The sequence below is a fragment of the Rhizobium sp. SEMIA 4085 genome, assembly GCF_013004495.1.
In the GTDB taxonomy this organism is placed as follows: domain Bacteria; phylum Pseudomonadota; class Alphaproteobacteria; order Rhizobiales; family Rhizobiaceae; genus Rhizobium; species Rhizobium gallicum.
Genome location: NZ_JABEPH010000067.1, coordinates 1 through 20,647 on the forward strand (window position 1 = coordinate 1; position 20,647 = coordinate 20,647).

At 60.0% G+C, this 20,647-nt stretch carries 18 protein-coding genes and 1 pseudogene; 13 read left to right on the forward strand and 6 right to left on the reverse strand.

Going from position 1 to position 20,647, the window contains the following annotated elements; all coding sequences use genetic code 11:
* Positions 1-26 precede the first annotated feature (26 nt).
* On the reverse strand, positions 27-419 hold the full coding sequence (locus tag C9413_RS34430) for a hypothetical protein (protein ID WP_318299966.1): 393 nt from the start codon (positions 417-419) through the stop codon (positions 27-29).
* Between the two features lie 369 nt (positions 420-788).
* On the opposite strand from C9413_RS34430, the gene C9413_RS09625 reads away from it, so the two are divergent.
* The 13 genes and pseudogenes from C9413_RS09625 (at position 789) to C9413_RS09685 (ending at position 14,189) form a co-directional block, all read left to right on the forward strand.
* Positions 789-1,667: a formylglycine-generating enzyme family protein gene (locus tag C9413_RS09625; RefSeq protein ID WP_170250407.1), complete on the forward strand. Its 879-nt coding sequence runs from the start codon at positions 789-791 to the stop codon at positions 1,665-1,667.
* A gap of 125 nt (positions 1,668-1,792) precedes the next feature.
* Positions 1,793-3,037, forward strand: coding sequence for a sugar ABC transporter substrate-binding protein (locus C9413_RS09630; RefSeq protein ID WP_040115905.1), 1,245 nt, complete (start codon positions 1,793-1,795; stop codon positions 3,035-3,037).
* 73 nt (positions 3,038-3,110) lie between these two features.
* Positions 3,111-3,998 (forward strand): sugar ABC transporter permease, encoded by an 888-nt coding sequence (locus C9413_RS09635; RefSeq protein WP_040116657.1) that lies wholly within the window; start codon positions 3,111-3,113, stop codon positions 3,996-3,998.
* Entirely contained in the window at positions 3,998-4,834 is an 837-nt protein-coding gene (locus tag C9413_RS09640; protein ID WP_040115904.1) for a carbohydrate ABC transporter permease, read from the forward strand. Before C9413_RS09635 ends, C9413_RS09640 begins: the two co-directional genes overlap by 1 nt.
* A gap of 18 nt (positions 4,835-4,852) precedes the next feature.
* Positions 4,853-6,136, forward strand: coding sequence for a sulfatase-like hydrolase/transferase (locus C9413_RS09645; protein ID WP_040115903.1), 1,284 nt, complete (start codon positions 4,853-4,855; stop codon positions 6,134-6,136).
* Entirely contained in the window at positions 6,137-7,183 is a 1,047-nt protein-coding gene (locus C9413_RS09650; protein ID WP_170250403.1) for a LacI family DNA-binding transcriptional regulator, read from the forward strand.
* 242 nt (positions 7,184-7,425) lie between these two features.
* Positions 7,426-8,436 carry a substrate-binding domain-containing protein gene (locus tag C9413_RS09655; protein WP_040115902.1) on the forward strand — a complete coding sequence of 337 codons (1,011 nt, stop codon included), beginning with the start codon at positions 7,426-7,428 and terminating at the stop codon, positions 8,434-8,436.
* 24 nt (positions 8,437-8,460) lie between these two features.
* The gene (locus C9413_RS09660) at positions 8,461-9,738 is read left to right on the forward strand and encodes an ABC transporter substrate-binding protein (protein ID WP_040115901.1); all 1,278 of its coding nucleotides are present in this window, start codon (positions 8,461-8,463) and stop codon (positions 9,736-9,738) included.
* 61 nt (positions 9,739-9,799) lie between these two features.
* Positions 9,800-10,651 carry a sugar ABC transporter permease gene (locus C9413_RS09665; RefSeq protein WP_040115900.1) on the forward strand — a complete coding sequence of 284 codons (852 nt, stop codon included), beginning with the start codon at positions 9,800-9,802 and terminating at the stop codon, positions 10,649-10,651.
* Positions 10,648-11,478, forward strand: coding sequence for a carbohydrate ABC transporter permease (locus C9413_RS09670; protein ID WP_040115899.1), 831 nt, complete (start codon positions 10,648-10,650; stop codon positions 11,476-11,478). The genes C9413_RS09665 and C9413_RS09670 overlap by 4 nt, the downstream gene beginning before the upstream one ends.
* 29 nt (positions 11,479-11,507) lie before the next feature.
* Positions 11,508-12,566 carry an ABC transporter ATP-binding protein gene (locus C9413_RS09675; protein ID WP_040115898.1) on the forward strand — a complete coding sequence of 353 codons (1,059 nt, stop codon included), beginning with the start codon at positions 11,508-11,510 and terminating at the stop codon, positions 12,564-12,566.
* 21 nt (positions 12,567-12,587) lie between these two features.
* Positions 12,588-13,871, forward strand: a complete 1,284-nt coding sequence (locus C9413_RS09680; RefSeq protein ID WP_170250404.1) for a trehalase family glycosidase — start codon at positions 12,588-12,590, stop codon at positions 13,869-13,871.
* A 57-nt stretch (positions 13,872-13,928) separates the two neighbouring features.
* Positions 13,929-14,189, forward strand: a pseudogene (locus C9413_RS09685) (type II toxin-antitoxin system RelE/ParE family toxin).
* A gap of 114 nt (positions 14,190-14,303) precedes the next feature.
* On the opposite strand, the gene C9413_RS09690 reads toward C9413_RS09685, so the two are convergent.
* The 5 genes from C9413_RS09690 to C9413_RS09710 all read right to left on the reverse strand — a co-directional run.
* Positions 14,304-15,497 (reverse strand): MFS transporter, encoded by a 1,194-nt coding sequence (locus tag C9413_RS09690; protein ID WP_040116655.1) that lies wholly within the window; start codon positions 15,495-15,497, stop codon positions 14,304-14,306.
* A 394-nt stretch (positions 15,498-15,891) separates the two neighbouring features.
* Positions 15,892-17,328, reverse strand: a complete 1,437-nt coding sequence (locus tag C9413_RS09695; protein WP_040115896.1) for a M81 family metallopeptidase — start codon at positions 17,326-17,328, stop codon at positions 15,892-15,894.
* A gap of 24 nt (positions 17,329-17,352) precedes the next feature.
* Positions 17,353-19,269 (reverse strand): beta-N-acetylhexosaminidase, encoded by a 1,917-nt coding sequence (locus C9413_RS09700; RefSeq protein ID WP_170250405.1) that lies wholly within the window; start codon positions 19,267-19,269, stop codon positions 17,353-17,355.
* A gap of 29 nt (positions 19,270-19,298) precedes the next feature.
* A complete protein-coding gene (locus C9413_RS09705) occupies positions 19,299-20,075 on the reverse strand; it encodes an SDR family oxidoreductase (protein ID WP_040115894.1) in 777 nt (258 codons plus the stop codon).
* A gap of 26 nt (positions 20,076-20,101) precedes the next feature.
* Positions 20,102-20,647 (reverse strand): MurR/RpiR family transcriptional regulator (locus C9413_RS09710; protein ID WP_170250406.1); only part of this gene is annotated, 546 nt, incomplete at its 5' end.

A 20,647-nucleotide genomic window follows, 5' to 3' on the forward strand; every position in this document is an offset into this window, starting at 1 on the left:
TAGGAGTCCCCATCTGAGCGGCAATGTCAGGGACGACTGAACGGTCTTCCTTCCTCATCCTTAAGGTTCAGACGCTCGACCAACTCCTCGGCATCCTCTTCAGTGAGCATATCCATGACCACCCCGTCGATAACGACCGCCTGTCCGGTCACTGCATCGACCACCGCCCAGTAGTCATTCAGGTTCCTGCGACGGCCATAACGCCCGGTTGCCATGAGGTGAATCTTTGCGTGCTGAGGCCCGGCCTCGGCCTTTCTCTTTTCTTCGGCATTCAGGATGATCATGAGGTCAGTCGCGACATCGTGGGGCAACCGATTGAGAATCGTTCCGTGCATCTCTGCCGTTCTACCTTCGTGGTAGTCGATGACATGCCACGTGCCGTCAGAATTCTCCTCTAAACCGTACCGCTTGTAGACCATGGGTCGCCTCAGAGTTGCCTTTAATACACCTAACGTCGACCCGGAGCGTTTGTTGCAAATTTCTGAGGTGACCGACGGCATATGTCGCTTCTTCGCCACTTCCTGAAGAGGTCTAGCAATTTGAAAAAGGCTCGAAAGCCGCTTGCGGACTGAGAAAGGCGGCTTTCTCTTCGACATCAACCTCTTTATCGACGCCCTCGTCCGGCAGCCAGCTGGTCTTCATGTTGAGCAAAACCCATTGCGCAACGTTCGTAGAACTTATTGTATCTTGGACTGAAACCTGCCAATCGCCGGCAACCAACGAATGACACCATGAAGAGCTGCTGCCACCCGAGCGAATTATCCAACATGTCCGAGGCCGATCCGCCGATGAGGGCGCCCGTGCGTCGAGCTCTTTCTCCGGTATTTGTCGATAAGGCACAAATTCCAGGTGGGCTCGTGCAGGTCGGGACAGACAGGCCATACCTGACGGCGGACGGGGAAGGCCCTGCCCGGAAGCTGCGGCTCAAGCCGTTCCTGTTGGCCAAGGCAGCTGTCAGCCATTCGCAGTTCGCCGATTTCATTGCGGCCACGGGTTATATCACCGAGGCCGAGCAGTTGGGTTGGTCCTATGTGTTTTATCGGCACGTCGCTCCCAAGCTTGCGACCTCAGGCGTCGTCGGCGCTGAATGGTGGCGGCGGGTCGAGGGCGCATGCTGGCGCGCGCCATTTGGGCCCTGTTCCAATCTCGAGGCATTCAAGGATCATCCTGTCGTTCACATCTCATGGCGGGACGCGGCCCAATTTGCCGCTTGGGTGGGCGGACGGCTTCCGAGCGAAGCCGAATGGGAACACGCAGCCAAGGGCGGACTTAGCGGCGCGATCTACCCGTGGGGCGACCGCCATCCGGATGATGACTTTACCCCCTGTAATATCTGGCAGGGGCGGTTTCCGGAATTCGATAGCGGGGTAGACGGTTACGAGGGGCTCGCACCCTCGGTCTCGTTCGAGCCCAACGGATTTGGACTGTATAATATGGCCGGGAACTGCTGGGAATGGACCGCGGACGCGTTTCGCGTGAGGTCCTTGCGCAAGACCTCGCAGTCTCTAAACGCCACGGCTTTGCAGGAAAGCCGCCGCGTTCTCAAAGGCGGCTCCTACCTCTGCCATGCATCCTATTGCCACCGATACCGCATCGCTGCTCGCATGGGCAGCACCGGTGACTCGACGACCGGACATATTGGCTTCCGGGTCGCTTTTGACATTTGATCGGGACTTCGATTGACTTGAAAAGCCCGGTAGGTTAATCCATTAACCTACCGGTTTCATCGGGCCTTGAGGAGGGATCCGGTGATGAATGCGCCGGTTTCTGAGTTGTCTTTGGGAGAAGACCCATGAAACTTGCCGATCGATTGAGCCGTTGCATTGCCGTTGCGTTGTGCCTGTATGGAGTTGGAGGCGCTGCTCGGGCCGAAACGCTTAAGGTTTATTGGAACGCTGGCCATGCCTACCAAGCCTATGCCGACGTCATCAAAAAATTCGAGTCAGACCACCCCGGCTGGACGGTCGAATGGGGTCGCTTCCAATGGCCGGACATGCGCACCAAGCTGGTGGCCGACCTTTCGGTTGGAAATGCGCCGGACCTCGTTGCCGAACCTGGTGGCTGGGTACCCGAATTCGCTTTGCAGGGCATGATTACGCCGCTCAACGACTTTGTCGCAAAAGACGGCAAAGACTTGGGTTATCCACAGGACTGGCAGGATTTCTCGGTCGACCGGAACACGATCGACGGCAAGTACTATGGCATCCAATTACACCTGACCTGTGCGACGCTGGTCTATAATGTGGACATGTTGAAGGAAGCCGGCTTCCACAAGCCGCCGACCAATTGGCAGGAATTCCGCAAGGTCGCGATTGCAACCAGCAAGCGTGGAAAATTCGGATTTGCTCCCAACCAGGTTGCAACATACTACACGCCATGGATTTACCAGAATGGCGGCGCTTTATATGACTCGGCGGCTAACAAGGTCGCTTTCGACAGCCCGCAGTCCGCACAGGCGATCCAGTTTGTGGCCGACCTCATCCACAAGGACAAAGCCGCACCTTTGCCGGTGGCGGGTGCCGACTACGAAGGCCCGCAGAAGCTCTTTACGGCTGGCCGGGCTGCGATGATCCTAACGGGTCCATGGGACGTCAGCCCGATCAAAACGGGCAATCCCAAACTGAACTGGGACGTCGCACCGTCGCTGACGGAAAAGCAGCAGGCGACGATGTCCGGTGGCGTGAGCCTTTTCATCCCCAAGACGGCCAAGCATCCAGCCGAAGCGTGGGACCTGCTCAAACGGTTCGTTACGCTTGAGACGGAACTTGCAGCCTCGTTGCCCAACGGCATGACCATGCCGCGCAAATCCTGGGCTGCGGATCCGAAAGTCAAGGCAGATCCTGTGCTCGGAAAATTCAGCCAATGCCTGCCTTACGCCGTAGATTCATCCGCCAAGCTTTCGCTGACCGGCAAGAATGCTGCCGTACAGGATCTTTTCAAGGCGGCCATCCAGGACATCCTCTATAACGACAAGCCTGCGCAGGAGGTTCTCTCCGACTATGCGGGCCGGGCAAACGCCGCACTCGGGCATAAGTAACAAAGAGCAGCGGCTGCGCGTTTTGGCGTCGTCACTGCCGTCCGCAATCATTGTTCTGACGGAGGTCGTCGGCATGAGGCTGCTTAACAGCCGCAAGGCCCGGGAGGCCGGATTCGCCTACATCGTTCTGCTGCCTGCAATCGCATACTTCCTGGTCTATTTCTTCTATCCGATCGGGGTGGAGCTCTGGGCCAGCTTCTTTCGCGGGCAGCCGCTCATCGGCCAATCTGAATTTGCAGGCTTTGAGAATTATCGCCAGGCTCTGATGGACCCCCGTGTGCGCGCTGCCTTCGGCCGCACCATCGTGTTCGCGACTCTGGGAACATTCTGCACCTTGGTGCCGGCGCTCTTTCTGGCGGCCATTCTCAGCGGCCCAATCAAGGCCGCTACGACCATTCGCGCCATCATCTTCTTCCCCTATATAATCTCCTTCGTGATCGTTGCCCTGATGTGGAAGAGCCTGCTCGATCCCTATACCGGCATGCTGAACGTCTTGCTCTCTTTTCTGGACCTTCCCACGCAGAACTGGCTGAGCACACCATCGACAGCCCTTCCGACAATCATCGCGATCACCGTATGGAAGGACATCGGCTACGCGATGCTGATCTACATCGCCGCCATCCAGGGCATTCCCAAGGAGCTCTACGAGGCTGCCGAGGTCGATGGCGCCTCGCCCGCTCAACGGTTCAGGCGAATTACAATTCCGTTGCTGATGCCGACGACACTCTTTCTTGCCGTTATCAGCATGATCGCACACCTTCAGGATCTTTCTGCACCCTATCTGCTAACGGGCGGCGGTCCAGCAGAGGCGACCCGTCTTTACGCATTGCATGTCTACGAGGTGGCATTCCTGGAGCTAAACATCGGATACGCATCGGCGCTCTCGTTCCTGATGTTCATTGCGATCCTGGCAATCACGTTCGTGCAATTTCGATTCCTGAACCGGGAGGTGGTCTACTGATGTCGACCGGCTCCTCCCACCGCGCCCCACTTGCCGTCTTTGCCGTCTACGGCACCCTCGGGTTCTTTGTCATCCTTGCGCTCTTTCCATTCTTGTACATGATCTCTCTATCGCTGCAGACTGACGCCGATCTCTTCAGCGGCGTGCCGATGCTGGTCCCCTCGGTGCTGCAGTTTTCGAACTACGTGGCAATCTGGGAGAAGGCGCCGTTTGCCCGGTTCATACTCAACAGTTTCATCATCGCCGGCGGCATAACTGCGCTCCACCTCTTCTTCGATCCGCTCGTCGGCTACGTGTTTGCAAAGATGGAGTTTCCGGGAAAGCGGGCAATGTTTGCAGCACTGCTCTCCACGCTGATGCTGCCCTTCTTCATCCGGATGATCCCGCTTTACATTCTGACCGCAAAAATGGGCTGGCTGAATACCTATCAGGGTCTCATCATGCCGTTCGCCATGAGCGCCTACGGAATTTTCCTCATGCGGCAATTTATCCGGCCAATTCCGAGCGACCTTCTTGATGCTGCGCGTCTCGACGGTGCCTCGGAGTGGCGCATTTATCGATCGGTTGTCTTGCCGCAGCTTGGCGCACCGATGGCAACGCTTGGCCTGCTGACCTTCGTGTTCCAGTTCAATGAATTTCTCTGGCCCTTGGTGGTTGTAAGCTCGGTCGAGATGCGGCCGATTACGACAGGGCTGACGTTGTTCAATTCGGAGTTCTTCACACAATGGAATCTGACGGCAACGGGCGGGGTGATCCTGTTTCTCCCCAGCCTCCTGCTGTTTGTGTTCATGCAACGCTATTTCGTGCGCTCGGTGATGATGTCCGGAATGAAATAAGCCATGGAAAGGTAGATAATGAGTGCTTCTCCCAACGTCATCGTCTTTTTCACCGACCAACAACGCTGGGATACGGTCGGGCTTCACGGTCATCCAATGAAGCTGACGCCAAATTTCGACCGCCTTGCCGAAGCCGGGATGTTCGTGCCGAATTCTTTCACCTGCCAGCCGGTGTGCGGACCGGCGCGCTCGGCGCTGCAGACGGGCCTTTACCCCACGACGACGGGATGCTTCCGCAACAGCATTCCCTTGCCGAGTGGCCAGAAGACGCTCGCACACTGGTTCCGCCAAGGGGGCTACGAGACCGGCTATATCGGCAAATGGCATCTTTCAGGCAGCGAGCCGGTGCCTGCGTCTGAACGCGGCGGCTACCAATATTGGCTGGCGTCCAACATTCTCGAATTCACGTCATATGCCTACGATACAGTCGTCTTCAACGGCAAGGACGAGCGCGTCAGGCTTCCCGGCTACCGTGTCGACGCCCTGACTGACGCAGCGATCCGCTTTGTGGCGGCCGACCGTGAAAAGCCATACTTTCTTTTCCTGTCCTTCATCGAGCCGCACCAGCAGAATGAATTCGACAGCTATCCTGCGCCGATCGGCTACGAGGAGCGGATTCGAAAACAAATGGAATTGCCGCCTGATCTTGCGGCCCTTGGCGGATCCTCGAGTGAGCACTATGCGGGCTATCTCGGAATGATCCAGCGCCTGGACGAGGCGCTTGGACGACTGACGGATGCATTGACAAGCCTCGGCCAGCTCGAAAACACGATCATTCTCTTCACCTCGGACCACGGCTGTCATTTCAAGACACGCAACAACGAATACAAGCGCTCGTGTCACGAGGCGTCGATACGGGTGCCGACTTTCTTTCATGGGCCCGGGTTCATGGGGCGGGGAGGCCATCAGGGTCTGGTCAGCCTGATCGACCTGCCGCCAACACTTCTTGCGGCGGCCGGATTGCAGGTGCCCGCTTTAATGCAGGGAAGGTCAATCCTCGATCAACAGGGTGCTGGCGAAGAAGACGTGCTTGTGCAGATCAGCGAGCATCATGTGGGCAGGGCACTGCGGACGCGAAGATGGAAATACGAGGTCACCGCACCGGATCTCAGCGGTTGGAACGACATGGCGAGCGCCCACTATGTCGAGACACATCTCTACGACCTTGAAAACGACCCTTACGAGCTGGAAGATCTCTGTGGCCGGGATGGCTATGAGGATATAAGGAAGCGGCTGCGCGAGCGGCTTCTGAAGCGCATCGTTGCGGCCGGCGAGAGATGTCCTAGGATTACGGCGACTTGAATGAGCAGTGAAAACATGCGTGACGGCGAAAGGCTGGCGGCCAGAACCGAACGATCCGCGACCGTTGCCGACGTTGCTCGACTTGCCGACGTATCCACGGCCGCCGTTTCCTTCTATTTCAGCAGCCGCCAGGAACATTTAAAGCGCGTTGGACCGGAAGCACGCGAGCGCATCCGCGCCGCCGTCGAAGAACTGGGGTACATCCAGAACAAAACCGCCCGCCATTTGCGTCGCCAGCAGAGTGAACGCATTTGCATTGTCCTGCCGAAGCTCGGAATACCCTATGCCGACAAGATGGTTCACGATCTCGGATCGGTGGCTGCGCAGCAGGGATTGCTGCCGATTGTCTTGACGGGCTCCACGATCGGTGCAGTCCAGAAGATCCTGGGGGAGGTTGAAGCGGGTCTTGCCGATGGTGTGATCGCTGAAGTCGGTTTTCTCACCGAAGAGCAGGTCGAGCAGACATTTGCGCCATTCAATCGACCCTGTCTCGTCATCCATCCCACAGCACAACCGCGATCCTATTCTGTTCTTAACAGCGGCTTGATCGACGCGCTTGAGTGTGCTTTCGACGATCTTCTGCACAAAGGACATCGCGATTTCGCCTACATTCAAAACGCCGAAATGCAGCACAATCCGCGAATTTCTGCGCTGAAGGCGCGTGCGGTGAGGTCAGGTCTGTCAGTGCTGATTACCACAATGGTGGGCGCAGATGCGCGTGAGGCTACCGCTGGGTGCGCGCGAAATATCGCTGAAATGGCAAAGCGGCCGACAGCGGTCTTGCTCGACTCCGACTACACGGCTGTGACACTGATCGAGGAGTTTGCTCGCCTCGGCATTCAGGTGCCCAGCGAAATTGCCGTCGTAGGGTGTGGCAATGCCGAGGAGGGCTTTTACTGCAATCCCCGCTTGACGACCATCGGCCCGGAATGGCTTTCGCTACTTGAAGCTGGCCAGCACCTCATTGACAGTCTCTCCGCGCAGAAGCCCTTGGAAGCGAAGGCGTTCTATACACCTTGGCGGTTCATCGTGCGAGAGAGCGCGTGACTGGGGCGGTTGCGGGGCCGGCTCCGATCGCGCAGATCCATTCCTCGTCCTTGCGTAAATTTTCTCCGCAGTGCTGACAGCGCGGCTGAGCTTGACCGGTCGATATTGCAAAGATCTTGGTCTTACCCGTCTGGCGGCCGACGAGCGCTCAGGGCTTCTGCTGGCTGTCCCTTTCCAAAACGTTTTGGCTTGATCTCCAAAACGTTTTGGTTCATATTGACCCTGTATCTGGGAGGTACGCAGTGTCCAATTTAAAACAGTTGGCCCAGTCGCTCGGCCTGTCGATCACCACGGTATCGCGCGCCCTTGACGGCTATCCGGACGTCTCGCCGGCAACCCGCGAACGCGTACGGGAAGCGGCAGCGCTCACGGGTTATCGCCCCAATGCTTCTGCACGACGCCTTCGCAAACAGCGCGCCGAACTTGTCGCCGTGACACTCCCGAGCGATCCGGGCCATATCGGCCCGCCGCACTTTCTCGATATGCTCTCCGGCTGCGCAGAACATCTTGCGACCGCCGGCCTTAACCTCGTGATTGCCCCTGTGCCGCGCGGCGAGAGCGAGCTCGACATGTGCCGCCGTTTCGTCGACGGGCAAAGGGTCGACGCCATGCTGCTCGTTCGCACGAAACGCAGGGACGAGCGCGTGGAATTTCTGCAGGCGCGGGGCGTTCCGTTCGTCACCAATGGACGGACCGAGTCGGCGTTGCCGCATCCCTATCTCGACGGCGACGGCTTTGCCGGGTTTCAAGCGGCAAGCCTTCGCTTTCATGCCGATGGTCATCGGCGGATCGCTCACATTGCCGGCCCCCAGGATTATTATTTTGCCCATGTCCGCTGCATGGGCTGGCAGGCAGCCATGGAAGAAAGCGGCCTTTCGAGCGAACTTTGCGCCGAAGGCGCGCCGACCGAGCAGGGTGGATACCTGGCGGCGCTGGAATTGCTGCGCCATCCACGCCGGCCAACCGCGATCGTCTGCGCGACAGACGAAATGGCGATCGGCGCCCTGCGGGCGCTCCGTGAGATTGAGGGCGGGGAGACGATCAGCATCGTCGGCCATGACGATCTTCCCACCGGTGCCTATACCAGCCCACCGCTTTCCACCATGCGCATGGCGGGCGAGAACCTGGGCCGCAGCTTTGCCTCGCTGCTGCTTCGCGCCATCGCCGGCGAGCCTTCGGAAGAACTTCAGGAACTGCACCCGATCGAATTCGTCGACCGCGGGAGCCATCGGCGTGCACTGCCAAATGCATAGAGAAGAACCAAAGAGGAGGAGAAAATGAAACATCTAGCGTCACTTGGAATTCTGGCATCGACCGTCCTTTTGGCCGCAACGCCGGTGCTTGCCGACACGGTGTTCCTGTCCACGCAACTTCGTCCGATCGCAGAAGCGACAGTGGTTCGCGAAGAACTGCTCAAGGGCGTCCAGAGCCCGGTCGACTACGTAGTCGAGGAGCCGCCGCAATTTGCGGTCCGCATGGAGGCCGAGCGCCAGGCCGGAACGCACACGATCAGCCTTGTCGGCGCCTTGCACGGCGAACTGTCGCCGCTTGCCGACAAGGACGGCCTTGAGCCGCTCGACGACGTCGCCAAGGCGCTCGCCTCGAAAGGCATGCCGCAGCCTCTGCTTGATCTCGGCAAGCTCGGAAAGTCCAGCCAGCAATATATCCCCTGGATGCAGGCGACCTATGTCATGGCCGCCAGGAAGGACGCCCTGCAATATCTTCCCCAGGGCGCGGATGTGAACAAGCTCACCTACGATCAACTGATCGAATGGGGAAAGAAGATGCAGGAAGCCACCGGCCAGCCGCAGATCGGCTTTCCGGCCGGGCCGAAGGGGCTGATGTCCCGCTTTTTCCAGGGTTACTTCTATCCCTCCTTCACAGGCGGCGTCGTGCGGCCCTTCCAAAGTGCTGATGCTGCAGCCGGGTGGGAGAAGCTGAAGGAGCTCTGGTCGGTCGTCAATCCGAACTCCACCAACTACGACTTCATGCAGGAGCCGCTGCTTGCCGGCGAAGTCATGGTCGCCTGGGATCACGTCGCCCGCCTCAAGGAGGCGATCTCCTCCGAGCCTGATCAATATGTCGTCTTCCCGGCTCCCGCCGGGCCGAAAGGCCGCGGTTACATGCCCGTTGTCGCCGGCCTCGCCGTTCCGAAGGGGGCACCTGACAAGGCAGGCGCGATCGCCATCATCGAACACCTGACGATGCCCGATACGCAATTGCTGACAGCGCAGAAGGTGGGGTTCTTTCCGACGCTCGACGCCAAGCTTCCTTCCGATATCGATCCTGGAGTAGGCTTGCTCGCGGCTGCCGTCAACGCAACCCAGACCGCGCCGGACGCGCTGATTTCGCTGCTTCCCGTCGGCCTCGGCGACAAGGGCGGCGAGTTCAACAAGGTCTATATGGACAGCTTCCAGCGGATCATCCTGCAGAACGAAGCCGTCGGCGACGTCCTGAAGGCGCAAGGCGCAACGCTTGCAAAGCTGATGGCCGATACGAAGGCCCCGTGCTGGGCGCCGGACGCCAAGAGCGACGGAGCCTGCCCGGTCGAATAAGCCTTTCGGCCCGGGCGCCTAGGCCCGGGCCGCTTCCCGAAAAGCCACGAAGTCAAAGCCAATGCCGAACAACCGCACGTGGATCCCCTATCTGCTGATCTTGCCCTCGGTGGCGTTCCTGGCGCTGCTGTTCGTCGTGCCGCTTGTGCAGACGATCTGGCTTGCCGTCTCCGACAATGGCACGCCCTCGCTTACCAATGTCCAGCGTATGGTGGGCGATCTCAATTTTACGCGCTCGGTACAAAACACGTTTCTTCTGACGCTTGCCGTTGTGCCGGTGCAGATCGTCATTGCGCTCGCCATGGGAACGATGGTCGCGAAAGTGGCAGCCGGCCGGGAAACGATCCTGTGGATCTGGACCATTCCGCTCGGCATTTCGGATCTCGCAGCCGGTCTCGTCTGGTTGTCGATCCTGCAGAACAGCGGTTATCTCAATTCCTTCCTTTACGGCCTCGGCATCATAGAACGGCAGGCGAGCTGGCTTTCCTACCAGACGCCGTTTCCACTTTTTCTCGGCATAGCCGCCGCCGAGATATGGCGGGGAACGGCCATCGTCATGGTCGTCATCGTTGCCGGCCTCAACCAGGTGCCGAAGGAATACCGGGAAGCGGCAGAAATCTTCGGCGCAGGTCCGTGGACGCGCTTCTTCCGCATCACCTTGCCGCTCATCCGGCCGGCGCTGCAGTCGGCGCTCATCCTGCGCACTGTTTTGGCCTTCGAGGTTTTTGCCGTCGTCTATGCCCTTGGCGGCCGCAATTTCCCGGTGCTCGTCGGCGAGGCCTACAATTGGCAGAACCAGAACCAAAACTATGGCGTTGCCGCAGCCTACGCGGTTCTCATCATGCTCGTCTCGCTTGCGGCCACCATGTTCTATCTGAAGGCCATCAAGGTCGATCCGGAGCGTCTTCCATGAGCACGGCCCGCGCCGCAAACTTCGTCTCGTCCCGCCGCATTCTGCTCTGGAGCGGGATCGCCGTCCTTTGCGCCTGGGTTCTCGCACCGATCTATCTGGTCGCGCTCGGCGCCTTCGGCGGACGCAGCGCCGTCTACCTCTGGCCGAAGACCGGTCTGCCGACAGGCCTTTCCTTAGAGCCCTTTCTGCTTTTCCTGAGGACAGAAGGCGTTCTCGGCTCCTTCCTGAACTCACTCGGAGCTGCAGCGATCACGGTTGCCCTGTCCCTGCTTCTCGGAGCGCCCGCCGGCTATGCGCTGGCACGCTATAATTTTCACGGCAAGGATTCCTTTCGGCTGATGGTCCTTTTGACCCGCGCCTTTCCTTTGGCAATCCTTGCTCTGCCGCTCACCGTTTCCTTCATCCGTCTCGGCCTCTACGATACGGTAACGGGCGTCGGGCTCGTTCATACCGTCCTTGCCCTTCCCTTCGCCGTGCTGGTGACGCAAGGCATCTTTCTTGGCGTTCCGAGAGAACTCGAGGAAGCGGCATGGGTCTTCGGGTGCTCGCGTATCCAGGCATTCTTCAAGATCGTCGCTCCTCTCGCCCTTCCAGGTATCGCCGCGACCGCCGTCTTTGCCTTCGTCATCTCCTGGAACGAGGTTTTCGCCGCGTCCGTGCTCACCGTCAGAAATCGGACGTTAACGGCCTATCTGCTGACCGTGCTGGCGGAAAGCCCCATGCATTACCGCTTTGCGGGCGGCCTCATGCTCATCCTGCCATCCGTGGTCTTCATCTTCGCGGTCAGGCGCTACCTTTTCGCGATCTGGGGCATTTCATCCAAGTAACGGGTCATCCAAGTAACGGGAACAGTTTCATGGCCAACATCATCATCGACCGCATCCGGAAGAACTTCGGGACCTTCCAGGCGCTGAAGGAGGTCTCGCTGACAGTCAACGACGGGGAATTCGTTTCCCTTCTCGGCCCCTCTGGCTGCGGAAAGACGACGCTGCTACGCATCATCGCCGGTCTTGAATCCGAAAGTGCCGGCGACATTCGGATCGGAGACCGCTCGGTAGTCGGGCTTCAGCCGAAGGACCGCGGCCTTGCCATGGTCTTCCAGAACTACGCCGTCTTCCCGCATATGACCGTCTTTGAAAATGTCGCCTTCGGCCTCAGGATGCAAAAGGCCGATGAGGCGCGCGTCAGCCAGCAGGTGAAAAAAGCGGCAGCTCTTCTGCATATAGAGCCCTATCTCGACCGCTATCCGAACAAGCTGTCGGGCGGCCAACGCCAGCGCGTAGCCGTGGCTCGGGCGCTCGCTGTCGAGCCGAAGGTCCTGTTGATGGATGAGCCGCTTTCCAATCTCGATGCGCTGCTGCGCCTGGAAATGCGTACGGAACTAAAGACGGTCCTGCAGTCTTCCGGCACGACGACGATCTATGTGACGCACGACCAGACCGAGGCGATGGGCCTTTCGGACAGGATCGCCGTCATGCACGACGGCCAGATCGAGCAGGTTGGCCATCCCGTCGACATCTACAACCATCCCGCCACGCGGTTCGTCGGCGGCTTCATCGGCAATCCGCCGATGAATTTCATCCGCATGCCCGTGACCGACGGGCACGTGATCGCGGGCAGCGAGCGCTTTTCGGTGCCGCCGCAATCCGGGCCCGAGATCATCCTCGGGCTGCGCGGCGAAGCCGTGGTGCTTGCGCCGCCGTCAGAGGGATTTCAAATGCGCGTTCGCGTCGCCGAGCCAATGGGTTCGCATCTTCTTTTGACGGGATTGATCGAAAACCAACCCGTTCGCGTCATTCTGCCCGCCGCCGAAAAGGTTGCAAGCGGCGACGTCATCGGCCTGAAACCTGATCCCGCGCGCATTTCTTGGCTCGCACCCGATAGCGGCAAGGCCTACCTGGCGGCTGCTGCCTGACAAATATCTGGAGTAAATGGAATGACGAAATACATCGATGAAGCCAAGGCGATCTTGGCGGCGAATGACCGCGGCGGCTACACGGTACCGACCGATCGGCTTTATCCTTTTCAGTGGAACTGGGATTCGGCCTTCGTCGCCATGGGGTTTGCCGCCTACGACATCGACCGCGCCTATCGTGAACTCGAACGGCTGGCCGAGGGACAATGGACCGATGGCATGATCCCCCATATCGTGTTCCATCAGCCGAGCGACAGCTATTTCCCCGGCCCCGACGTCTGGCGCACGAACCATGTCATTCCGACCTCCGGTATCACGCAGCCACCGGTCTTCGCTATGGCTCTTCGCAAGATTTACGAAACAGCGGTCGCCACCGGCTCGGTCGAAAACAAGCGAACCCTTACGCTCTACGAAGCCGCCTTGAAGTGGCACCGGTGGTGGTACAGCGCGCGTGATCCGGAAGGCACCGGTCTCGGCGCCTTGCTGCATCCTTGGGAAAGCGGCAGCGACAACTCGCCTGCCTGGGACGTCGCCCTTGCGCGTGTTGCGACGACAACCGAAACGCCGGTTGTGCGAAAAGATATAGGGCATGTGAACCCGCAAATGCGCCCGCGCGACGAGGACTATGGCCGCTTCATCCATCTCCTGGATACCTATGCGGCCTGCGGCTGGGACCCCGTCGAGCAATGGCAACAGGCCGAGTTCAAGATCGCTGATATCCAGACCAGCGCGATCCTGCTGAAGGCCGGTGAAGATCTGCATTATCTGGCAGCTGTCCTCGGGCGCGCAGGCGAAGCCGATGAGATTGCAGTGCTGAATGAGCGCACACGGCAGGCCCTGAAGGCGCAGTGGCGTTCTCATCTTTCGCGTTTCGTCTCGCGGGATCTGCTGGCCGGCGAGGATGTCGTCGCAGCCACGCAGGCCGGCTTCATTCCGCTTCTTGCGCTCGACCTTGACGAGGCGACAGCCGACGCTGCAGCCGCCGAAATGCGAAGATGGTGCAAGGGTATGAAAGTCGTCTTCCCGACGACCGAGCCTCTTTCCGCGAGTTTCGAGGCCAAGCGCTATTGGCGCGGTCCGGCCTGGGCGATCATCAACTGGCTCCTGATCGAGGGATTACACCGCAACGGCCACGCAGGATTTGCAGCGGAACTGCGCCAATCGACGATCAGCGCAATCGAGACCGAAGGCTTTGCCGAATATTTCGATCCGAAAACCGGGGAAGGATGCGGTGGGCTCGGATTCTCATGGACGGCAGCGGCTTACATTGCTCTTGAAAAGGCCGATAGTTCCGCAATTCAGTAGGAGCCAGCACCAAAACCGCGATATCCCGTGCCCGGCTGGAGGAGGCCGACATGGTCCGTGGTCGCGGATTGCACACGAAGCTGGAACCAAGCCGCTCTCGGCTTTGTCGATGCTCTTCAAGCTGCTTATGATCTGATGGCCAGCCATCCGGAGGCCGGTCATTGCGGTATGCATATGAGTTGGGATTTCCTGACCTGCGGAGCGTTTCGATGAAGGCCATCGCTATCTCATCCTTTGTCATGACCAGCCAGATCATGTCGACCTATGGCATGTGCTTCATGCCAAACCCAGTGGATGCAGGCACCGGATAGTCATTGAATTCGAACGTTCCGCACCTGTGGACTTTGAAAGATGGTGGGAGATCGGCCGTCGCCTATCCTTGGGCTTAGGCGCCTGCTGTCTTCATCCGGCGGTAGTCCTCCATCAGACAGCTCAACGTCTGGTGCTGCAGTATATCAGGAGCCCAATGCCGCCGAGCCCGAAGAGCGCGCCAATAATTGAGGTCCCCGAATAGGTCGTGATGGAACTGCCAATGGCGAAGACGAGTGCGCTCACGCCTGCGCTGAGAAAAATGTTGACGGATATCAGGGCGCTGCCAAGACCTGGCCTCTCTGCAATGAGGTCCTGGAGGTAGGTGATGGGGATGCTGATCAGCGCTGCAGCGCCAATACCGCTGATGACTGTCAGGGCGTAAGCGTGCCAGGGCTGTGAAGCAAGCCCGAGCAGCAACAGGTAGGCGGCATATATGATGGTGCCGGTCACCAGTGCTGCGACCTGACCCATCTGCCTGAGAAGTCGCGCCCAGACGATGATGAAAATGATCTCGAGGAAGGCAACGATGCCGACGAGAATGCCGACATCGGCTACCGTCCCGTGAACCGCGCCGGTGACGATCAAGGGCAGGATCGCCCCGTTGACATGGAGCGTGCTCGTAATGAGCGCAACGGCAATCAAGGGCGTGAAGATTCTCGGCGAGACCACTTCTGCGAGGGCAGCAAGATGAGAGAGATGATGCGTTGCTGCTTTGTCCGTGCCCTTCTGGCGCGGCAGGACCGCGCTGATCAGGGCAAAACAGAATATGCAGGAGAGACAGGCGAAAAGATAGGCGGGCAGCATGCTCATCGACGTGGAAAGCAGCGCACCTGTCATGCCAGGTACCAGCACCCACGACAGCGAGATCATTGCCCGGACGCCTGAGTTGACGGTGTTGACCTCGTTTTTGGGCATTCCCGCGGTGGCGGCCCGGACATGGGCAAAAAGCAGGGAGTTGAGCGAACCATAGATCGGTAGCAACAGAAGCGAGCAGGCGATGAAGCTCGTTTGGGTCGGAACGAAATATATCGCGCCATAGCCGAAAATACCGAAACTGGCAGCCACCAGCATCATCGAACGATATTCGCCGAGACGGTCGGCAAGGTTGCCGAGGAGGATGCTCACGAGGACATTGACCGCCGCGGCCGCAAAGATGAGGGCTGAATAAAGACCGTTGCTCAATCCCAGCTCGCGAATACCGACGACGGATTGATACGGTGATGTTGTCGCCCCCGCAAACCCGAACAAAAAGATGGCAATCATGCTGACGCGGATTGCCGGATTGCGAAAGACATCGGGAAGAAGGCGGTTCATGCGGATATCAACGAAGGGAACGATCTGGTGGTCACACGGCGCGCGTTCTGGCAATGCGCCGCCCGCCACGCGATTTGATGATGCGAAATGTCAATCCCACCGGCGCGTCGAAAAGTGCGCCTGCGGCTGGCAATCGAAATTGCGGTCGAACGGGAGGATCGCCTGCGCCGGCTGCTCTCACCTGGCAGAGTGCGTGGTTTGAACCGGCCGGAGGGCTGGCGGCCATGGGGAGAGGGGCCAGGAAGGCTGAAGCAGACGACGGTGGCATCGCTAGGAGCCGTGCTGCCACCAGACGAGGCTGAAAGGTCCCCCGGGAACCTTATATCCTCGTTCCGCAAGATGCAGATCCCTACGGGATGGTGGCCGTCATTCCGGGCCTCAAAATAGAACATAATCAGTCCTGCCAGCGCGCTGAAAGACGCGCCTGCGGTTGGTATACGAATTCGCGGTCGAACGGGAAGATCGGCCGGGTTCGGCGATGGCTCGCTAGACTTTCGATGTCCTGGTTCACGACGCCCTCCGTCAGTGCCATGAGATTCGGATTGGCAATCGGGGCAAGCTCGGGCGAAAGATAGCCCGATTTCACGACAAGCAGCCGAACCGATCTGGGATCGAGCCCAAGGCGCGCGAAATCCGCGATGCTGTGATAGGGGCGCCTGCGGGCAGCAAGAACCACCGTGACGCCGCGGGTCCGGATCACCGCCTGGCGTTCGGCCTCGCAGCCTGGATCGTCGAGTAGGATCACCTCAGCCTCGATACGAACGGGCAAGCTCGCCGGATCGAGACTACCGCCGACTGACAGAGGCACGATCGCTCCCCTGCCGGCGGCAAAGCAGGCCTCGACGGCCGGCCGGTCGGTGACGCCGGCAAAGAGCGTGTTTTCGAACTTGCGGGAAAGAACCGCGCTTAGGACATCGGCCCGGTCGCCCACACCGCCGCCGGTCGGATTGTCCGCCGAATCCGCAAGCACGACCGGCGCAGTCTTCGTATCTGCTGCGATATCGAGCATGTCGTCAAGCGGACCGGTTACCGGCCCGAAACGAAAATCCTTTCGGGCATTCCAATAGGAAAGTGCGATCTCCTCCGCGGCTTTTGCGGCAGCAGCTTTGTCCGACGCCGTCACCACAGCGCAGGCCGTCGCCCGCGGCTCGTCGGCCCAGACATAACCGATCATCAGATTGGCATCGAGAACGCCGTCGCGGCGGTCGAAGTCCGCAAGCCGTCGGTAGAGGCCCTTTGCCGGCTCATCCTCAGTCGAAGTCCGCTCGCCCGGCCACAGGACAGGCACCGGCGCCCAGGCCACGCCCGGCCGGTTCCCGCTCGTCAGCGCGTCGACGAGCATCGACCAGGCGCGCACCATGGTCTCGCGGACATCAATATGCGGCGCCGTGCGGTAGGCCGCGAAAATATCGAGCTGGTCGACGATCTTCTGGCTGACATTGCCATGCAGATCGTAGCTCGCAGCGACGATGCAGTCCGGACCGACGACGGCGCGGGCCGCCGATATCCAGTCGCCTTCGGCGTCATCCATGCCCTCGACGTTCATTGCGCCGTGCATGGCGAGATAGAGACCGTCAAGCGGCGTGGACGCCTGCAGCCGGTCGACGAACTCCGTCTTGAACTCCTCGTAGGCGGCACGCGACACCGGTCCGCCCGGAATGGCACGCGCATGGAGAAGCGGGAGGTGGTCGACCCCTTGCGCGTTCAGAAAGTTGAAATAGTCGGAACCGAGGAGATCTGCTCCGCGCATGACGCGAAAATCCTCGATCGCCATCAGCACCGGCGAGTATGTGCTGCATTCCGTGTGAATTCCGCCGACCGCAATCCGCATCGCTACCGTCCTGGCGTTTCGGGCCTAGAGTGCCGGGCTCAGGGGGACGATGGCCGCAAAGCGGTTCCAGTCCTTCTTGGCCTTCGGGGTCCATGCCGCTTCGGCGATCGCCGGAAGGCGCGGAAAGACCAGGCGGTTGAAGTAGCCGCGCGACAGGAAGTGTTCCGACCAGATGCAGGCCTGTACGCCCTTCATCTTGTCCTTGAGATCCTCGGGGAACTCGCCTTCCGCTTCATAGGCATAGGTATGTGCCGGTGGCACCGTGCCTGCCCAGCTCGCTCCCGGCTCCTGGAAGGCTTCTGCCTGGACCATGTCCAGATAATAAGCCTGTCCCGGCGTCATGACGACGTCGTAGCCCTCCCTTGCGAGATCGATGCCGACCTGCGGATTTTCCCAGGCCATCAGCAGCGTGTCTTTCGCCGCGACCCCGCCGCCATGGGCCACCTCGTTCCAGCCGGCAAGCTTGCGTCCGCGCGCCGTCAGCATGTCCTTGATCCGTTTCAGGAAATAGGACTGCAGGCCGAACGTGCCGGAAATGCCTTCCTCGGCCATCAGCTCCTTTGCCAGCGGAGAGGCAAGCCATGAACCGTTCGCCACTTCGTCACCGCCCACATGAATGTAGGAGGAGGGGAAGAGCTCGACCATCTCGTCGAAGACCTTTTCCAGGAATTCGTAGGTGAGGGGCACGGCCGGGTTCAAGGCGTTGTTCGGATAGCCCTGAACGGAATGATAGCTGTCGGGTGCCTCCTGGCCATCGGTGAGTTCCGGGAGGGCGGCCAGCGTTGCGGCATTGTGACCGGGAATATCGATCTCCGGCACGACTTCGACATTCAGTGCCTGGGCATGGGCGACGATGTCGCGGATATCGCCCTGCGAATAGAAGCCGCCGACCGGCTCAGCGCCATTGCCGAGCTGCGGCAGCAGCGGCTCGTTTGGACCGCGCAGGACGCCGGTGGTGGTCAGCTGCGGATAGGCCCTGATTTCCAACCGCCATGCCTCGTCGTCGGTCAGATGCCAATGAAAGATATTGAGCTTGAACCAGGCAAGGATATCGATCAGCCGCTTGACGTCGGCAACCGGATAAAACTGACGTGACACGTCGAGATGGCAGCCGCGCCAGCCGTAACGCGGCTTGTCGGAGATGCTGCCGGAGATCGGAAAGCGGAACCTGCCTTTTGTCGTGCGCGCCCCGTTGAGCAACTGCGCAAGCGAGGTCAGGCCATACTGGAGCCCGGCCGCATCGCGATAGGAAAGCGTGACCTTGTCAGAGGCAAAGGTTAGCCGGTAACTCTCCGCATCGAGCGAGGCCTGGCGGTCGAAGACCAGTGCCCGGCCCTGCGGCGATGGCGCCAGGCTGAAGACGGAATGGTCGCTCTCAAAGAGCCGGCGCGAAAGGGAAATCACCGTCGAGATCGAAAGCAGCTCGTCGGAGCGTGCGCCCTGCGGATAAAGCACGACCGGAAAGCTGTCGCCCGGCTTGGCATCGATCTCTGCCGGCCAGGGCTGGAGCGCGAAGGGAAGATCAAGGTGGCCCTCCGGCAGCAACGCCGGCGGCGGCTCGCTCAGACTGCCTTCAAGAAGCAGATCGGAGACAGCCACCTCGACATGCGTGCCGTCGACCAGGGGCAGGTAGGCGGATTTTGCCCCATCCGTGCAATGCTGCGCCTTGCGATGAAGGCCGGCAACCGTGAAGATCCAGCTCTGGCCGGGCGCAAGAAGGAACCCCGGAGGCGGCGAGAATTCGTGGAAGTTCGCGTTCCGGCGCAGGAACTGGGCGTTCTCGCAGGCTTCAGGGTCGCTCACCCGCGTCAAGGATGTATAGACGAGCTTGAAGCCGGAAAGCGGGCTTTCGGAGAGGTTTAAGAGCGTGAAGGTGAACTGGCCGTTTGGCCCGCCCTTTGGGGTCCAGCTGTTTTCCAAGCGATAGTAAACCGGTTTCATGTCCTGTTCCTCTCTTTTGTTTATGGATTTCAGTAATGGTCTGATTGCGAGAAGGTGCGGGCGAGCTCCGCCTGGCCCGCCGTCAGGCCGCAATCCACGGGCAAACAAACCCCGCTGATGGCTGCCGCCTGCGATCCGGCTAAAAAGGCAACGGCATTGGCCACATCCTTCGGGTCGACAACCCGCTGGAGCGGATACCATCGCCGCGCCTCCTCGAAGACGTTGGGATTGGCAGCCGCGCGCGCTTCCCAGGCCCGGGTTCTGACCGTGCCGGGGGCGACCGCATTGGAGCGGATGCCGAACTTGCCGTATTCGACGGCCACCAACCGCGTGAAGTGGATAAGCCCCGCCTTCGCCGCGCTATAGGCCGGATGCCCGAAAACGTTCATGCCGTTGACGGAGGCGATGTTGATGACCGATCCTTTCGAGGCCTTCAGCATGTCCTCGACGGCGCGAAAGCATAAGAATGCAGCTTCGAGGTTGAGGGCATTATCCATGCGCCAGATGGAAGGCGTGGTATCATGAAGGCTGACAGCACGTGCCGCGCCGGCATTGTTGACGAGCGTCTGCAACTGTCCAAGTTCGGCGCAGCGGCTTGCAAGATGAGAAACGCTCTCCTCGCTGGTGACGTCGCACCCGACGGCAACGAAACGGTTTTGCGGACAAAGCGTGGCGGCAACGGCTGCGGCCGCCTCCCGGTCGATGTCGGCAAGCAGGACGATGTCATGGTCATCGGCGAGCCTCGCGGCGATTGCAGCGCCGATGTCTCCAGCAGCTCCCGTCACGATAGCGACCGATTGCGTCATGCTTCATCCCTTCCTTTTGCACGTCCTCAGTCTCCGAGGAGCTGACGGTCGTCGCCGTCGCGGTGGGCGACCAATTGTTGCTTGATACGTCTTAGTGTTACCGCCGCCTTCGGCTGGATGGCATAGGCGACAAGGCTCGCGATGATGTCGACGGTTGCGATATAGGCGATGCGGGTCGAGGTGGGACGGAATATATTGTTTCCTTCCGGCAGATCGATCGGCACGACGATCTCTGCCGCCGCTGCCACCGGACTTCCGCTCTGCGTCAGTGCAATCGTCGTGACTTTGGCTTCGCGCGCCAGCCCGAAAGCGCGAACGAGCTCGGCATTGCGCCCCGAAAAGGACGAGCCGATCAGCACGTCGCCCGCGCGCGCTGCCGCCGCCATCATCAGCTGCATGCTGTGGTCCGAACTTGCCGTGATGCGCAGCCCTAGGCGGAAGAGGCGGTTCTGGAATTCGTCGGCGATCATCGAGGAGTTTCCACCCGAACCGAAGGCATAGATCATATCCGCCTTGGCGATCCGGTCGGCGGCGCGTTCGATTGCGGCGATGTCAAGCGAACGGTGCAGGAG

Coding starts and splice junctions, on each gene's coding strand:
- C9413_RS34430 (WP_318299966.1), bottom strand. CDS start 419: ATGGTCTACAAGCGGTACGGTTTAGAGGAGAATTCTGACGGCACGTGG.
- C9413_RS09625 (WP_170250407.1), top strand. CDS start 789: ATGAGGGCGCCCGTGCGTCGAGCTCTTTCTCCGGTATTTGTCGATAAG.
- C9413_RS09630 (WP_040115905.1), top strand. CDS start 1,793: ATGAAACTTGCCGATCGATTGAGCCGTTGCATTGCCGTTGCGTTGTGC.
- C9413_RS09635 (WP_040116657.1), top strand. CDS start 3,111: ATGAGGCTGCTTAACAGCCGCAAGGCCCGGGAGGCCGGATTCGCCTAC.
- C9413_RS09640 (WP_040115904.1), top strand. CDS start 3,998: ATGTCGACCGGCTCCTCCCACCGCGCCCCACTTGCCGTCTTTGCCGTC.
- C9413_RS09645 (WP_040115903.1), top strand. CDS start 4,853: ATGAGTGCTTCTCCCAACGTCATCGTCTTTTTCACCGACCAACAACGC.
- C9413_RS09650 (WP_170250403.1), top strand. CDS start 6,137: ATGAGCAGTGAAAACATGCGTGACGGCGAAAGGCTGGCGGCCAGAACC.
- C9413_RS09660 (WP_040115901.1), top strand. CDS start 8,461: ATGAAACATCTAGCGTCACTTGGAATTCTGGCATCGACCGTCCTTTTG.
- C9413_RS09665 (WP_040115900.1), top strand. CDS start 9,800: ATGCCGAACAACCGCACGTGGATCCCCTATCTGCTGATCTTGCCCTCG.
- C9413_RS09670 (WP_040115899.1), top strand. CDS start 10,648: ATGAGCACGGCCCGCGCCGCAAACTTCGTCTCGTCCCGCCGCATTCTG.
- C9413_RS09675 (WP_040115898.1), top strand. CDS start 11,508: ATGGCCAACATCATCATCGACCGCATCCGGAAGAACTTCGGGACCTTC.
- C9413_RS09680 (WP_170250404.1), top strand. CDS start 12,588: ATGACGAAATACATCGATGAAGCCAAGGCGATCTTGGCGGCGAATGAC.
- C9413_RS09690 (WP_040116655.1), bottom strand. CDS start 15,497: ATGAACCGCCTTCTTCCCGATGTCTTTCGCAATCCGGCAATCCGCGTC.
- C9413_RS09695 (WP_040115896.1), bottom strand. CDS start 17,328: ATGCGGATTGCGGTCGGCGGAATTCACACGGAATGCAGCACATACTCG.
- C9413_RS09700 (WP_170250405.1), bottom strand. CDS start 19,269: ATGAAACCGGTTTACTATCGCTTGGAAAACAGCTGGACCCCAAAGGGC.
- C9413_RS09705 (WP_040115894.1), bottom strand. CDS start 20,075: ATGACGCAATCGGTCGCTATCGTGACGGGAGCTGCTGGAGACATCGGC.